15 protein-coding genes are annotated in these 15,615 nt (G+C 33.2%); 10 read left to right on the plus strand and 5 right to left on the minus strand.

Annotated elements, in window-relative coordinates; genetic code table 11:
- Positions 1 to 6 precede the first annotated feature (6 nt).
- The 6 genes from lpxA to GMC_RS0109640 all read left to right on the plus strand — a co-directional run bounded on the left by lpxA (position 7) and on the right by GMC_RS0109640 (position 7,146).
- Positions 7 to 792 carry an acyl-ACP--UDP-N-acetylglucosamine O-acyltransferase gene (gene lpxA, locus GMC_RS0109615; RefSeq protein ID WP_010521933.1) on the plus strand — a complete coding sequence of 262 codons (786 nt, stop codon included), beginning with the start codon at positions 7 to 9 and terminating at the stop codon, positions 790 to 792.
- Positions 793 to 812: 20 nt separating this feature from the next.
- Positions 813 to 1,379: an elongation factor P gene (gene efp / locus GMC_RS0109620; RefSeq protein WP_010521934.1), complete on the plus strand. Its 567-nt coding sequence runs from the start codon at positions 813 to 815 to the stop codon at positions 1,377 to 1,379.
- 82 nt (positions 1,380 to 1,461) lie between these two features.
- Entirely contained in the window at positions 1,462 to 2,397 is a 936-nt protein-coding gene (locus GMC_RS0109625; RefSeq protein WP_010521935.1) for a UDP-3-O-(3-hydroxymyristoyl)glucosamine N-acyltransferase, read from the plus strand.
- The gene (locus GMC_RS0109630; protein ID WP_010521936.1) at positions 2,394 to 2,792 is read left to right on the plus strand and encodes a nuclear transport factor 2-like protein; all 399 of its coding nucleotides are present in this window, start codon (positions 2,394 to 2,396) and stop codon (positions 2,790 to 2,792) included. Before GMC_RS0109625 ends, GMC_RS0109630 begins: the two co-directional genes overlap by 4 nt.
- A 68-nt stretch (positions 2,793 to 2,860) precedes the next feature.
- Complete coding sequence (gene sucD, locus GMC_RS0109635; RefSeq protein ID WP_010521937.1) at positions 2,861 to 3,733, plus strand: succinate--CoA ligase subunit alpha; 873 nt, start codon at positions 2,861 to 2,863, stop codon at positions 3,731 to 3,733.
- Between the two features lie 461 nt (positions 3,734 to 4,194).
- The gene (locus tag GMC_RS0109640; protein WP_010521938.1) at positions 4,195 to 7,146 is read left to right on the plus strand and encodes a M16 family metallopeptidase; all 2,952 of its coding nucleotides are present in this window, start codon (positions 4,195 to 4,197) and stop codon (positions 7,144 to 7,146) included.
- A gap of 66 nt (positions 7,147 to 7,212) precedes the next feature.
- Here GMC_RS0109640 and GMC_RS0109645 read toward each other — a convergent pair whose 3' ends face one another.
- From GMC_RS0109645 to GMC_RS21255, 4 genes are all read right to left on the minus strand, one after another.
- The gene (locus tag GMC_RS0109645) at positions 7,213 to 7,659 is read right to left on the minus strand and encodes a hypothetical protein (RefSeq protein WP_010521939.1); all 447 of its coding nucleotides are present in this window, start codon (positions 7,657 to 7,659) and stop codon (positions 7,213 to 7,215) included.
- A gap of 129 nt (positions 7,660 to 7,788) precedes the next feature.
- A complete protein-coding gene (locus GMC_RS0109650; RefSeq protein WP_010521940.1) occupies positions 7,789 to 8,172 on the minus strand; it encodes a Rid family detoxifying hydrolase in 384 nt (127 codons plus the stop codon).
- 115 nt (positions 8,173 to 8,287) lie between these two features.
- Entirely contained in the window at positions 8,288 to 9,010 is a 723-nt protein-coding gene (pgl, locus tag GMC_RS0109655; protein WP_010521941.1) for a 6-phosphogluconolactonase, read from the minus strand.
- Positions 9,011 to 9,153: 143 nt separating this feature from the next.
- On the minus strand, positions 9,154 to 9,786 hold the full coding sequence (locus tag GMC_RS21255; RefSeq protein ID WP_094766281.1) for an outer membrane beta-barrel protein: 633 nt from the start codon (positions 9,784 to 9,786) through the stop codon (positions 9,154 to 9,156).
- A 292-nt stretch (positions 9,787 to 10,078) separates the two neighbouring features.
- On the opposite strand from GMC_RS21255, the gene GMC_RS0109665 reads away from it, so the two are divergent.
- Both GMC_RS0109665 and GMC_RS0109670 read left to right on the plus strand, forming a co-directional pair.
- Entirely contained in the window at positions 10,079 to 10,285 is a 207-nt protein-coding gene (locus GMC_RS0109665; protein ID WP_010521943.1) for a hypothetical protein, read from the plus strand.
- A gap of 40 nt (positions 10,286 to 10,325) precedes the next feature.
- Positions 10,326 to 10,943: a hypothetical protein gene (locus GMC_RS0109670; protein WP_010521944.1), complete on the plus strand. Its 618-nt coding sequence runs from the start codon at positions 10,326 to 10,328 to the stop codon at positions 10,941 to 10,943.
- A 235-nt stretch (positions 10,944 to 11,178) separates the two neighbouring features.
- Here GMC_RS0109670 and zwf read toward each other — a convergent pair whose 3' ends face one another.
- The gene (gene zwf / locus GMC_RS0109675) at positions 11,179 to 12,702 is read right to left on the minus strand and encodes a glucose-6-phosphate dehydrogenase (protein ID WP_029489699.1); all 1,524 of its coding nucleotides are present in this window, start codon (positions 12,700 to 12,702) and stop codon (positions 11,179 to 11,181) included.
- A gap of 273 nt (positions 12,703 to 12,975) precedes the next feature.
- Here zwf and gnd point away from each other — a divergent pair, with 273 nt between their 5' ends.
- Positions 12,976 to 14,391, plus strand: a complete 1,416-nt coding sequence (gnd, locus tag GMC_RS0109680) for an NADP-dependent phosphogluconate dehydrogenase (protein ID WP_010521946.1) — start codon at positions 12,976 to 12,978, stop codon at positions 14,389 to 14,391.
- A 166-nt stretch (positions 14,392 to 14,557) separates the two neighbouring features.
- On the plus strand, positions 14,558 to 15,595 hold the full coding sequence (locus GMC_RS0109685) for a hypothetical protein (protein WP_138940602.1): 1,038 nt from the start codon (positions 14,558 to 14,560) through the stop codon (positions 15,593 to 15,595).
- The last annotated feature ends 20 nt before the right edge of the window (positions 15,596 to 15,615 follow it).

Here is a 15,615-nt window from a genome sequence, read left to right on the forward strand (position 1 = left end):
ATAATCATGAATCAACCTTTAGCATACGTTCACCCTGGAGCTAAAATAGCCAAAAATGTGGTCATTGAGCCTTTTACTACCATACACAACGATGTAAAAATAGGCGAAGGTACTTGGATAGGTTCCAATGTAACTATTATGGAAGGGGCGCGTATTGGTAAAAATTGCAATATTTTTCCAGGAGCAGTAATTTCGGCGATACCGCAGGATAAAAAATTTAACGACGAGGATACCGTTACTATAATTGGTGACAATACAACTATTAGAGAGTGTGTTACTATTAACAGAGGAACTTCAGACCGAATGAAAACTCAAATTGGCGAGGATTGCTGGATAATGGCTTATAGTCATATCGCGCATGATTGTATTGTAGGTGATCATTGCATTTTTTCAAATAATACTACCCTTGCAGGACATATAACCATAGGAGATTATGTAGTTTGCGCGGGAATGGTTGCAATAAATCAGTTTTGTAGTGTAGGGAGTCATGCTTTTGTTACCGGAGGATCTTTGGTTCGGAAAGATGTACCGCCATTTGTAAAAGCAGGTAGGGAACCTTTGTCATATGTAGGAATCAATTCAATTGGCTTACGCCGAAGAGGGTTTGATGTAGATAAGATCAGAGAAATTCAAAACATTTACAGAATTTTATACCAAAAAAATTATAATAATACGCAGGCCTCATCAATTATAGAAGCTGAAATGGAAGCCACCAAGGAACGTGATGAAATTTTGCTGTTTATCAAAAATTCGCAGCGTGGAATCATGAAAGGCTACTTTAAATCAAAATAATAATATAATAACCGTATATAATGGCAAGTACAAGTGATATCAGAAATGGATTATGTATCAGATATAATCACGATATTTTTAAAATAATAGAATTTTTACACGTAAAACCAGGTAAAGGACCTGCTTTTGTTCGTACAAAGTTAAAAAGTGTAACTTCAGGTAAAGTGATTGATAACACTTTTTCCGCAGGGCATAAAATTGATGAGGTTCGTGTGGAAACACATAAATTCCAATTTTTATACAATGATGCTGAAGGATATCATTTAATGAATCAAGAAGATTATTCACAAATAGCATTACAGGAGACGGCTATTGATCGTCCTGATTTGTTAAAAGAAGGGGATGTGGTAACGGTAATTATAAATTCCGAAGATGGAGCACCTTTATCAGTAGAAATGCCACAAACCGTGATATTGGAAGTCACTGCCACTGAACCAGGAGTAAAAGGGAATACAGCAACTAACGCTACAAAACCTGCTACTGTTGAAACAGGAGCGCAAGTAATGGTTCCCTTATTTATAAACGAAGGCGACAAAATCAAAATAGAAACTGCCAAAGGAACGTATAAAGAACGCGTTAAAGAGTAAATTTAACTAGGAAGTACGAATTTAGAAGTTTGACCTATGTAAGGAACCTTCTAAATTCACAATTCTTAATTCGCAATTCAACATGAAATTCTCACAGCCATATACTTTAAAGCAGATCGCAGAAATTCTTCAGTCGGAATATGTAGGTGCTGCTGATTTTTTGATTACGGGTTGTAATGAAATTCATAGAGTTGTAGCTGGAGATATTGTTTTTGTAGATCATCCTAAATATTACGATAAGGCGCTGGAAAGCGCGGCAACTACTGTTTTAATTAATAAAAAAGTGAATTGTCCAAAAGGTAAAAGTCTGTTGATTTCTGATGATCCATTTAGGGATTTTAATAAATTAACGCAATTTTTCAAACCCTTTGAAAGGGCGAAACAAATTATTTCGGCTACGGCTAAAATTGGTAAAAACGTAGTAATTCAACCAGGTGTTTTTATTGGAAACCATGTAACTATTGGTGATGACTCTGTAATACATGCAAACGTATCCATTTATGATAATTGTCAGGTAGGTTCAAAGGTTACTATACATGCCAATACAGTTCTTGGAGCTGATGCTTTTTACTATAAAAACAGAGCTACAGGGTATGATAAATTACTTTCTAGCGGAAGCGTAATAATTGAGGACAATGTTGATTTGGGCGCATCATGTACTATTGATAGAGGTGTGTCCGATATTACAATAATAAAAGAAGGATCAAAAATAGACAATCAAGTTCATATTGGGCATGATACCATTATTGGAAAAAAATGTTTGATAGCATCGCAAGTAGGAATAGCAGGATGTGTTGAAATTGGCAATGAAGTGACCATTTGGGGTCAGGTTGGCATTACAAGTGGAATTTCCATAGGCGATCACGTAACTATTTTGGCACAATCAGGAGTGAGTAAATCTTTAAAAGCAGGAGGGCGTTATTTTGGAACTCCCGCCGATGATTTTAGAACTAAATATAAAGAGTTAGCTGTGGTAAAGCAAATACCAGATATCATTAATAAAGTCAATAAATTATGAGCTTAAGTCCAAGAAAAATTGTGAGAATATTTTATGAAGCAGATTTAATTCATAACGAGCAAATTTTAAAGGACTACTTACACGCCGAAGTTACCCTAAATTGGAATAGTAGTTTTGGCTTTTCAAAAAAAAATTTTGATGATATTTTAAGGATGTTTAAAGGGATGCAAAGCGCTTTTGAATTTTCGAGAAACAAAATAACACATTTGCTTACGGATAAAAACACAGTAACCATTAGGCATACTTTTTTTGCTAAAGCTATCGAAAGATCTAAAGAAGAAGCCATAGCGCATTTTATGTGTATTTGGGAACTTAAAGAAGATAAATTATATAAAGGATATATGATAAGTCAGCAAGCAGATTTTAGTGTTGAAAATATGGAAACATTTCTATAAACAAAACTTCACTACTTAGTAATTAATACTTACTTTAGCAAAGCATATAAAAAAAAGAAATATAAAAAATGAGTGTTTTAGTAAATAAAGATTCAAATATAATAGTACAAGGTTTTACAGGAAGCGAAGGAACTTTTCATGCTTCGCAAATGATTGAGTACGGAACAAATGTTGTTGGTGGTGTAACTCCAGGTAAAGGAGGGCAAACGCATTTGGACAGGCCTGTTTTTAATACAGTTGCGGAAGCTGTTGAAAAAGTAAACGCAGATGTCTCTTTAATTTTTGTTCCACCAGCTTTTGCTGCTGATGCCATTATGGAATCTGCCAATGCAGGAATAAAAGTAATTATTGCTATAACCGAAGGAATTCCAGTTGCTGATATGGTAAAAGCTGCGAATTATATAAAAAATAAAGATTGCAGATTAATTGGTCCTAACTGTCCTGGTGTAATTACTCCGGGAGAAGCTAAAGTTGGTATTATGCCTGGATTTGTATTTAAGTCAGGAAAAGTTGGTATTGTATCAAAATCAGGAACATTGACTTATGAAGCTGCTGACCAGGTAGTAAAGCAAGGTTTGGGAATTACCACAGCAATTGGTATTGGAGGTGATCCAATAATTGGTACTACAACAAAGGACGCTGTAGAACTTTTAATTAACGATCCAGACACGGAAGCCGTTGTTATGATTGGCGAAATCGGAGGTCAGTTGGAAGCTGATGCTGCCAATTGGTATAAAAATTCAGGCAGTAAAAAACCAGTAGTTGGATTTATTGCAGGCGAAACTGCTCCTGCAGGAAGAACTATGGGACATGCAGGCGCAATCGTCGGTGGATCGGAAGATACTGCAGCTGCAAAAAAAGAAATTATGAGAGCTTGTGGAATTCACGTTGTGGATTCTCCTGCTGAAATTGGAAAAAAAGTAGCAGAAGTTTTAGGCTAATTTATTGTCCATAAAATATTTAAATCCACTTTCGATTAACTTTGAAAGTGGATTTTTTTTCTTAATTTTTTAAGAAAAATTAAAGAATCGAATTATTGTCTATAACTACATATATTGTTAAGTTTATCCCTAATTACGGACTTTGTAACAAAAAAAGTCAATTTTAAAATGTACTGTTTTTGTTAATTTTAACAAATACATGAATTTCAATAGTATACGGTTTAATTGTAGTTTAATTGTAAAATAAGTAGCACTTTTTACTGTTGCTTTACAATTGTATCTATTACAAAAAAAACGAATTTACGCATGCTTTAAATTTAATTGTATACTAAAATTTGATAAACTTCAGTTTAAATTGGGCTTTATGCCGTAACAACAATCAATGATAATATATCGTACTTTTCATTAACTCGCAATAAGTTTTGAACGGAGTAGTGATTGATTTTTATAAGATGAATAAAATGGGTGTTTTAAAAAAAATTAGTAGAGTAGTCTTTATAGTAATATTTATTACATGTTTTGTAAACTGTAAAACTAAAAAAGAGCCTGTAGTTTATCATTCGGAACAAGCATTTGATATTACAAAGTCTTACAAGTCATTTGATAATGATCCTACCGGTTTACGTTTGTACACTTTGCACAACGGATTAAAAGTGTATTTATCAAAAAATACAGATGAACCAAAAATAGAAACGCTAATTGCAGTAAAAGCGGGTTCTACTTATGATCCGGCTGATCAAACAGGATTAGCACATTATTTAGAGCACATGTTGTTTAAGGGAACCAGTAAGTTAGGTACAGCCGACTGGGAAAATGAAAGGAAACAATTACGAGAAATTTCTCATTTATACGAGTCTCATAAAAATACCGTAGATACCACAAGGAAAAAAGTAATTTACCGTAAAATTGACTCCATTTCAGGGATTGCAGCTAAATATGCTATTGCCAATGAATATGACAAAATGATAAGCAGTATTGGTGCCGAAGGTACTAATGCCTTTACCTCAAATGAAATGACGGTTTATAAAAATAAAATACCTGCCAATGAACTTGATAAATGGCTAGCGGTGGAAAAAGAACGCTTTAGTGAACTGGTATTGCGCTTGTTTCATACTGAATTAGAAACCGTATATGAAGAATTTAATCGTGGGCAGGATAATGACGGTCGTAAGCAATTTACTGCTTTATTAGAAAATTTGTTTCCAACACATCCTTATGGTACTCAAACTACTATTGGAACATCGGAACATTTGAAAAACCCATCCATGAAGGCTATTCATAATTATTTTGACACTTATTACGTGCCTAATAATATGGCTTTAATTTTAGTAGGGGATTTAGATTTTGATAGTACTATCCGCAAAATAGAAAAAGCTTTTGGGAGTTACGTTTACAAACCTGTAGATCATCCAGAATTTGTGAAAGAATTACCTATTGAAAAACCGATTACGGACACTGTATATGGGCCGAATGCCGCATCAATATATATTGGTTTTAGAACAGGAAGCGTAAATGATGATGAAACAATAATGGTTAATTTGATTGATTATTTATTGGCAAATTCTAGTGCAGGTTTAATTGATTTAAATTTAAATAGTCAACAAAAAGTACAATCAGCGGGTTCATTTACTTCATTTAAAAAAGACTATGGGATGCATATTTTGTATGGAGTTCCTAAAAAAGAGCAATCCTTGGATGAGGTAAAAGAACTATTGTTAAGTCAAATGGAATTAATTAAACAAGGTGCTTTTGACGATTGGTTAATCGGAGCAGTTATCAATGACTTGACATTGTCACAAATTCAAAGTTTGGAGAGTTCAAAAGCAGTCGCTTATGATTTTATGTACAGTTTTGTTTATGAACAGCCTTGGGGAAAGCGTTTGAAAAAGCTTGAAAAATTAAAAAAGATTACTAAAAAGCAAGTGATTGATTTTGCAAATAAATTTTACAAAGAAAATTATGTAGTAGTCAATAAATTGGTAGGCGAAGATCCGTACCAAATTAAAGTAGAAAATCCTGAAATTACTCCAGTTGATGTGAATAGAGACCAGGTTTCGGAATTTACCAAAAAGTTCAATACGATGGTTTCTGATTCGTTGCTGCCTCAACAAATTATTTACAAGGACTTAATTAAAGAAACAGCCCTGTCAAACGGTACAAAGTTTTCGTACATAAAAAATAAAACTAATGATTTAGCCTCACTTACGATTACTTTTCCCGTAGGAAGCGATCATAACAAAAAGTTACCTATAGCTTTTTCGTATGCAGATTTTTTAGGAACACATAGTTTGAGTAACGAAGCGCTAAAAAAGGAATTTTACAAGCTTGGTGTTAAGTATAATTTTGATGTACAGGAGGAAAAAACCAGAATGACAATTTCAGGACTTCAGCAGCATATTGCAAGTGGTTTGCAGTTATTATTTTCAGTAATAAAGGATTTAAAACCTGATGCGGAAGCCTATTCCAAATTAATCGATCGTATTGAAAAAAGTAGGACGGACAGAAAGAAAAATAAATCGGATGTTTTGTGGAAAGGAATGTTAAATTACAGCAAGTATGGAGAAGGTTCTCGTTTACGAAATGTAACCCCAATTGCAGATCTAAAAATGGAATCTACCTTTGAATTGGTACAACTGGTAAAAGGTATTATTGACTATACTCCTGAGTTTTTTTATTACGGGAATGATATAACAGGAACCAAAAAAGTACTTGAGGAAAACTATTCCGTTAAAGATTTTAAAACAGTAACCTCTGAAAAAGCCATATTTTCAGAAAAAGAAAATGTAGGAAACGTCTATTTTGTAAATTACGACATGGTGCAAGCAGAACTACTTTTAGTTTCAAAATCTATTGAATACGAACCAAAATTAGCTGCAGGAACCTTACTTTTTAATACTTATTTTGGTAGTGGATTATCATCCATAGTATTTCAGGAACTTCGGGAATCTAAGTCGTTAGCCTATTCAGCATTTAGCACGTATGCAACAGCTACTGAGCAAGGAAAACCAAATTATTTGTATGCCTACATGGGTACTCAAGCAAATAAACTACCGGAAGCTATTGAGGCGATGAAGGCATTGTTAAATGATATGCCATTAAATGAAGCACAATTTCAATCAGCTAAAAAGTCTGTTTTAAAGACAATTGCGGCGAGTAGAATAAACAAATCTGCCATTTATTGGAATTATAAGCGCTTAAAAAAGCTAGGAATTGATTATGATAACAGGATTGAGGTGTATGAAGCTGTAAATGATTTTACACTTCAGGATTTGAATTTATTTTTCCAATCGTACATCAAAAACAAGTCATTTGATATGATGGTTATTGGTAATAAAAAGGATGTTGATTTAGATCTGTTAAAAGCGTATGGAACAGTTGAAGAATTGGATATCGATTATTTATTTAATTTTTAACTGTTCAACAAATAGTATATTTGGTGGTAACTGATAGTTGTTACGAAACAAATACAATACCAGAATTTATAATTTACGGATGGGGGAAGCTTCTTCAGTAGGAGTGCTTTCCTCTTTTTCGGGTTGTGCATTACCTCCAAAAATCATTTCAGTGCTTGAAAATGTAGTACCAAAATTGACCGCAGCATTTACTACTTGTTCCACTGCGCTAACCACTTCATTTTCGCTTAATTCCTTTAAAGGGTGTATAAAAACAGACCATATTACTCCTTTTGAATTGGCATATTTAACGTCAAGCGCAGAATGAAAATTGGCGGTCAAAGCATCAATAAGTAATTCCTTATCTAGACTATCTGTTTGAATAATTGGTGATATTATTCGCATTCGGTTGTGTGTTTCGTCAGTAATACAAAGCAACTGCCTGTCTCGATGTATAATCTCCCAATAACCAGAATAGCCATTGACACTATCGGTTACTTTAGTTAACAAATTTTCTAAAGTTTCATTAGTCATGTTTTGAGAAAAACTAAATTGACTAATTAAAAAGAAAATAAAAGTAGTTTTTTTGTATCCATGATGTAGCGATTAATTGAGGTAGATTTTAGGTATTATTATTGCCGTAAGAAATAGCCGAAAAAATAGCTATGACCTTACAGCTATGGCTGATATTTCCACATTTACTCCTTTGGGTAAACTATTAACGGCAACAGTTTCTCTAGCTGGTGCTGAGTCGTTTGAAAAGTAAGTGGAATAAACTTCATTAACCGTAGCAAAATATTCCATACTGCTTAAAAAAATACTTGTTTTTACTATGTTTTCAAAAGTGAAATTAGCTTCAGCAAGTATGGCTTTTAAATTTTCAAAAACTTGTTTTGTTTCTAAGGTTATGGCATCAGTAATTAAATTTCCAGTGGTGGGATTTATAGCAATTTGACCAGAAATGTACAAGGTATCATTTGCCAAAACAGCTTGATTATAGGGACCTATAGGTGCTGGAGCATTTTTTGTGTTTATAATTTCTTTCATGATTTTTTAGTAGTATTGCTATTTAATTTTAATTCAAGATACAAAAAAAGCTGCCTAAGCAGCTTTTGAAAAATAGGAAATCTCTATTAAAAGTATAATTAAATAAGATTTTATATTATAACTCAAGGCTATTAGCAGCAGCCTCGTCTAAAAACCAGGTAAGTTTATCAGAGTAAGGAGCAACTAAAGCAGCAGGAAATTTTTCAAAACCATCTTCTTCATTTATAATAGTTTTTACCTTTTCTTTTTTGGAGGCTCCAGTAACTAAAAAGGCTACTTCTTTAGCGTTGTTAATTGTGTTTCCTGTAAAAGTGACACGTTTTTGACCTGATTCAGGGTGTGTAGCTACTTCACAGATTTGTTCACTCTCCCAAAGCTCAATGTTATGCGGAAAAATAGATGCGGTGTGTCCATCATCACCCATTCCCAAAATGACTAAATCAAATAAAGGACCATCTTCATCAACAGGAACTTGTTGTTCAATGAGTTTTCCGTAGCGAACAGCTTCTTGAGCAGGGTCATTTTCACCTAAAACTCGATGTATATTTTCTTCAGGAAAGTTAATTTTTGAAAGTAAATGATCAACCGTCATTTTATAATTGCTTTCGGAATCGGTGGGTGGTACACAACGCTCATCTCCCCAATACAAGTGCAATTTACTCCAGTCTATACTTTCTTTGTAGTTCTCGGCCATGTAATCAAAAATGGCTTTAGGGGTACTACCGCCAGAGAGGGCTACATGTATCGGTTTGTTATTGGTAGTTGCTAATAGTTCTTTTAAATATTCCGAAAAAGCTTTAGCTACTTCGTTCTTGTCAGGGTATACTTTTAGTTTCATAAAAAATGCGATTAAATGAAATGTGTCATTTAACCGCAAAATAATATAATTTTATTAAAAAAGAATTTCTTTATTAAGAATAGTAAATTCTTACATTAGAATTTATAGCCTAATGAAATTGAAATCACAGAGTTTTTATTTTCTTAAAAGAATAAGTTGAAACCAACAACTGCGCCAATACCATTAGATTTAATTTCAGTATCTGAATCTTCATTTTCGATTTTTAGATTATTATATGCTAGACCAAAATCTATTGAAATGTTTTTGTTTAAAAATATAGCTACACCTGCACCAATTCCAAATCCAAAAGTGTCTGATTTTATTTCAAAATTACCATCTTCTTCTTTTGTAGAGCCAAAAAGAACTGACGCTTCAAGAAAAGGCTTTATTTTATTTTCCAAAAAATAATATCTAGCAAAGGGACCTATAGTAAAAGTGTTTTCTGTATTTTCATCTCCCACTTCAGGATCAAATTTTTGGTTTTCAAAAGAAAGAGTTAATCCAATTGCTAAATTGTCTATCACGAAATAACCAGCAGTAGGGCTAATTTCAAAAGTTGAAAGTTTTCCACTGTCGTTTCCTTCTATTTTAAAAGAGTTAGATGAAAAACTTAAAGAACTAGAAGCTCCAACAATAAATTTTCCAGCTTCTGTTTGAGAAAAAACAGTTGAGATTGATAAAAATGTAATTAGGGATAATAAAATTTTTTCATAATAAATGGTTTTTTTTGCTGAAAAACAGCAAGTTAAATTTCGACCAAATATATTGTTTTTTATGTTTTAAATGTAAGAAAAAAGATATATATTATATTTTTATATAATTTTTAGTGCTTATTAACTTGTTTTGTTGTTTTATATCGATTTTTTTACTCAAAAAATGTAGAGTTATTTTATAGGTGGACTAAATTTTCCTAATTTTCTTTTTAGAACACTAATGGTATAATATAATAAGCCTGTTATGAAGGAGAATTAATTTGAAGTTGTTTGAGAATATTTTAAAAAAAACACATTAAGTATCTGAAAATCAAAAAGAATGATTAATTTTTAATCAATTTATTTTACTTTTATTATGAAAAAATACATTGTCAGTTTGAGTATTTTAGCAATAACATTAATTGCTTGTACCGATAAAAAGAAAATATCTTCAAAAGAATTACCTAATGAAACTAAAGTCGAATTAAAAAAAGTAGAAAAGTCATTAGATGATATTTCAAATGAAGTAAAAACGAAATCTAAAGAATTAGATAATGCACTAGATGCATTGGATAATATTTAAAAACCTACCGTATTCTTAAATCAATACAAATTTAAAAATTATGAAACATTTTATAGTATTGATGGGCCTTATGATGGGCTTGTCGACAGGAATCTATGCACAAGGAAAATCAGCAGAAGCAAAACTTAAAAAAGAACAAAAAGCTTTAGAGAGAGAAGCTAGAAAAACTGACAAACAATTTCAAAAAGGAAAAGATAAAGGAGAAGATATAGAAAAAATTAAGGATAAAGGAAAAGAGAAAAAAGATCAAGCTCAAAAAAAAGCAAATAAGGCATTAAAGAAAGCTGAAAAAGTAAAGGAAGACAACAAAGATGATTATGAGGATGAAATAGAGGGAATGAAGGTGAAAAAGGAAAAGAAAGAAAAAGAATTCAAAGAAAAGATAGAGAAAAAACAAGGATATTCTAAAGAAAGTGGTGTAACAGGAAGGGAATTTGGTAAACAACGAGCAGCAGCAGCTAGAAATAAAGTGAAAAAAGAAAAAGTTGAGCTAAATGAAGAAGAAGCACATATAGCTAGAGGAAAAGAAAAAATTAAAGCAGCTAAAGAGCGTCTAGAAAAACTAAAAAACAAAAAGGAAAAGACACTCCATCAACTGGAGAGATTTCAAAAAAAGAAGAAGCTATTAAAAAAGCGGAAGAAAAGCTTAGTGAGTTAGATAAGACTATCAAAAGAGGTAAAGAACAACTAAAGAAAAATGAGGAAAAATTAAAGGGTATCGTTATAGAATAGATTTCTGGTTATGGACTCTTAGTATTTAAACTAAATATACTAAATTGTACAATCTGTATACTCCTACTTTTTAGGAAACTCAGGTTAATTATAAAAAAGTTTATACAAAAAAACTCCAAGTTATTTCTTGGAGTTTTTTGTATAAGAGTATAACTGTGTAATTACAACTCGCAATAATCTTCGCTATCAGTCAAATTAGGCCCAGGGTTTCTAAAGCCATCTCCGCCAACATTACCTTTGAACAGTTGATCTGAAAATTTAGGTCCCCAAGTGCCTGCTGGGTATCCATGCATTTTGTCATCATTATTTTCCCAACGTTTTAAAATAGGGTCTACAAATGCCCAAGCCGCTTCCACCTCGTCGGCACGTGCGTAAAGGGTAGCGTCACCTTGCATGGCATCTAATAACAAACGCTCGTAAGCTTCCATTACATAAGTGTCTACTAAGTCAGTGTAATGAAAATCTAAATTGGCAGTTTCTACTTTAAATCCTTGCCCAGGTACTTTAACCCCAAATTTCATTAAAATACCTTCGTCTGGTTGGATACGAATAATTAAGCGGTTGTCGGAGTTAGTTCCTTCAAACAAACGGTGGTGACTTGGTTTAAAGTGAATAACAACTTCCGTCACTTTAGTAGGCATACATTTAGCGGTACGTACATAAAAAGGAACATCTTTCCAGCGCCAGTTGTCAATATAAAATTTTAGTGCAGCATAAGTTTCTGTCATGGAGTTAGGGTCTACACCTTCCTCTTCACGATACCCTTTTACTTTTTTGCCATTAATGGTAGAAGCTAAATATTGACCTCGTGTAGTGTTGTCATAAAAAGTTTCTTCATTTAAATGACGGATAGACTGTAATGCTTTTACTTTTTCGTTTCGTATTGATTCGGGTTGAGAATCGATTGGAGGTTCCATGGCCACCAAGGAAACAATTTGCATCAAGTGGTTTTGAAACATATCACGTAGTGCACCCGATTTATCATAGTACCCACCACGATTGTCCACACCCACACTTTCGGCATTGGTAATTTCAATATGATTAATGTAATTTCTGTTCCATAAAGGCTCAAAAATACTATTTGCAAATCGCGTTACCAATAGGTTTTGTACAGTTTCTTTTCCCAAATAATGGTCTATACGGTAAATTTGAGATTCATTAAAGTACTTTTGTAACCCTTTATTCAAATTTTTAGCAGTTTCCAAACTGTATCCAAAAGGTTTTTCAACTATAATGCGTTTCCAACCGTTTGATTCATCTGTAAGCCCTTGTTCTTTTAAGTTTTTAGCAATAAGTTCATATATGCCAGGAGGGGTAGATAGGTAAAAAATGATATTGTTGTCAAGTTTTAAATCGGAATTTAAAGTTTGAATACGTTTGCTAAGCCCTACAAAAGGTTCTTCGTAAGAGTCTCCTAAATCTTCATAAAAAAGCTTGTCCGCAAATGTTTTAATAAAATTTTTATCTTCTCCAGAAATGGAATCGGCTAAAAACTGACTTTCGGTAACCACTTTAGCTCTAAATTGTTCATCGCTCAAATTACTTCGACTGGTACCCAGGACGGCAAAATTTTCGGCCAAGTGTCCTTCTTTATACAAATCAAAGATTGCAGGGATTAATTTACGAACACATAAGTCTCCCGAGGCTCCAAAAATAACAAGTAATTGATTATCTCCTTTTTTCATACAAGTTTTTAATTTATGATTACTTACACTACTTAAGTAATTTAAAATAATTTTTACGCTAAATAACTGCAAAAAGAAACAACAATTTGGCTATTTTTGCGCATCATTAGTCAGTAAAGGCAGTAAAACTTTCATTTTTAATAAAAATTTGCTGCTTTGCGAAGATACTAGATAATTCAAGATTTAGCTACGTATTTTACTGTATTTTGATATAGGATTTTAAGATTTAATGATAACAACAAAGTGTTGATAAAATAAAAAAATTGTAAAAAGATGAGTACAAAAAAGTATGATTTTGGATTAATTGGTTTAGGTGTCATGGGGCGTAATTTTATTTTAAACGTTGCCGATAATGGATTTACCGCTTATGGCTTAGATTTAAGCGAAGATCAAGTAACGGCATTAAAAGAAGAAGGCGGTGATATAGATAAGGTAGATGCCACCACATCAACAGAAAAATTTGTTGCCAATTTAAGTACTCCTCGTAAAATAATGATGTTAGTTCCTGCGGGTAAACCGGTGGATTTAGTTATCGAAAGTTTGTTGCCTTTTATTGAAGAAGGAGATTTGTTAATTGATGGGGGAAATTCATTTTACACAGATACGGATAGGAGAGAAGCTTACTTGACCGAAAAGGGGATTCACTTTTTAGGGGTTGGTGTTTCTGGCGGAGCAAAAGGAGCCAGACGCGGACCAAGTATTATGCCAGGTGGGTCTGAGCCTTCATACAAATACATCAAACCGATTTTTGATGCAGTTTCGGCTAAAGCATCAGACGGAGCACCTTGTGTAGCTTATTTAGGTCCAAAGTCAGCAGGGAATTATGTAAAAATGGTGCACAATGGTATTGAATATGGAATGATGCAGTTAACTTCAGAAATCTATGATTTATTACGCAAGTCTGCCAAATTTACAAATGATGAGTTGCATGAAATTTTTGCAAAGTGGAATGAAGGACGTTTGCAATCCTTTTTGGTTCAAATTACTTCTGAAATCTTTTTACAGGAAGATGAGTTTACCGATCAGCGTATTGTAGATTTAATTTTGGATAAGGCGAAACAAAAAGGAACGGGAAAATGGACATCACAAAATGCCATGGATTTGGGAATCCCTGTACCAACAATTGATATAGCCGTAAGCATGCGCGAAATTTCGGCATTAAAAGACGAACGTATAAAAGCCGATGCACTTTACGGCAGACCCGAAGTTGAATCTATTGAAAAAGAAAAACTAGTAGAATTGGCGGAGCAGTCGTTATACTTTGCATTTATAACTGCGTACGCACAAGGATTACACCAATTAACCGATGCTTCAAAAGAGTATGGTTATAATTTAGATTTAAGTTTGATTGCACAAATTTGGAGAGCAGGTTGTATTATTAGAGCAGCATTATTGGAAGATATAACCGTTGCTTTTAAAGAAGATAAAAACTTACCAAACTTATTATTAGCGCCTACTTTTGTGGAGCGTGTTCAAAATGCTGTTCCGGCTGTACGTGAGGTAGTTGCTTTTGCTGCTAAAAATGGTATTCCGGTACCAGGTTTATCAAATTCACTAACGTATTTTGATGCCTATACAAGTAGTAAGTTACCGCTAAATTTAATACAAGCACAACGTGATCATTTTGGATCGCATACTTATGAGCGTACTGATCGCGAAGGTATTTTCCATACGGAATGGGGAGCTTAAAACATTAAAATAAGTATACTCATGAAAGGCTATTCTTGACACTGAATAGCCTTTTGTCTTAAAAAAGTGCATTTAAACTGTATTTATTTGAACTTTTATGAATACAAATTTTATTTATTTGCTTAAAGCGCATACCTTTACTTTAATCAATCAAAAAAATACAATCATGAATTTTACATTTAATTTAAAATCAATAGCATCAATTGCTTTTGCTTCTGCGTTATTATTTAGCTGTAGTGGTGATGATACAGCAATTTTAGATACACCTACTGATCCAGGGGCGATTCCAACAGAAGATGCTACTATACGTTTTGTAGAGAATGGAACGGATAACAAGGACGAAGCTAATATTTCAGGAGTTGCTGGTGGTACAGTAGCAGGTAGGGTTATTTTTGAAACAGAGTCAGATACACAAAGACGTTTGTATGTAACGAGAACTTTACCTGGAGAATCACCAATGCCATTTTTACTTCCTTTAGATAAAAAAGCGACACGAAGAGCTACAAAAGCGGATGGATCAATTGATTTGGATGCTGAAAATAAAAAGGCGTTAGATTTTACGTTAGATTTAGATGTGCCAACTGTTGAAAACGGAGTAATTGTTTATCAATTTTGGACTACTACTGGGAGAGGAGATTTTAGAGATCCTTCAAAAAGAAGGTCTCAAGGAGTGGGGACTATCAACGTAACTATCGGTAATGGACAAAACCCTGATGCGGCAGTTAGAGAGTTTACTGATGTGAAATTATTCGCTCCAGATTCAGAAGGGGCTTCAGCAACTTTTTTCTCATTATTGGATGGTACAACGTATTTAATCAATCAAGGTATAGAATTTGCAGCTTTCTGGGATTTTGGTTATTATCATTTAAATGGTACTGGAGCAAATTTATCTTCAACTAAAACTTATCGAACAGATGTAGTTGATGTACCTTTAAAGTCAGGGACACCCGTTGAAGAGTTAAATGATACTTATTTTAAATTAGCTGATACCGCAATATATGATTCAATAACAACTTCAGGAGATTTAAAAGACTTAACAGTTTCTAATACAGATCCTGAGTTAATAGAAGAACTTAAAGTAGGTGATGAAGTAGAGTTTGTCGATCAATATGGTAAAAAAGGTGTAATTAAAATAAAAGAAATTGAGCCAGGGTTTAGTCCAACTCAAGACTTTATAGTAATTGATGTTAAAATACAACCGTAATTTACACTAAATAATAAAAA

It is taken from the genome of Aquimarina agarivorans, from assembly GCF_000218485.1.
Classification (GTDB): Bacteria; Bacteroidota; Bacteroidia; order Flavobacteriales; family Flavobacteriaceae; genus Aquimarina; species Aquimarina agarivorans.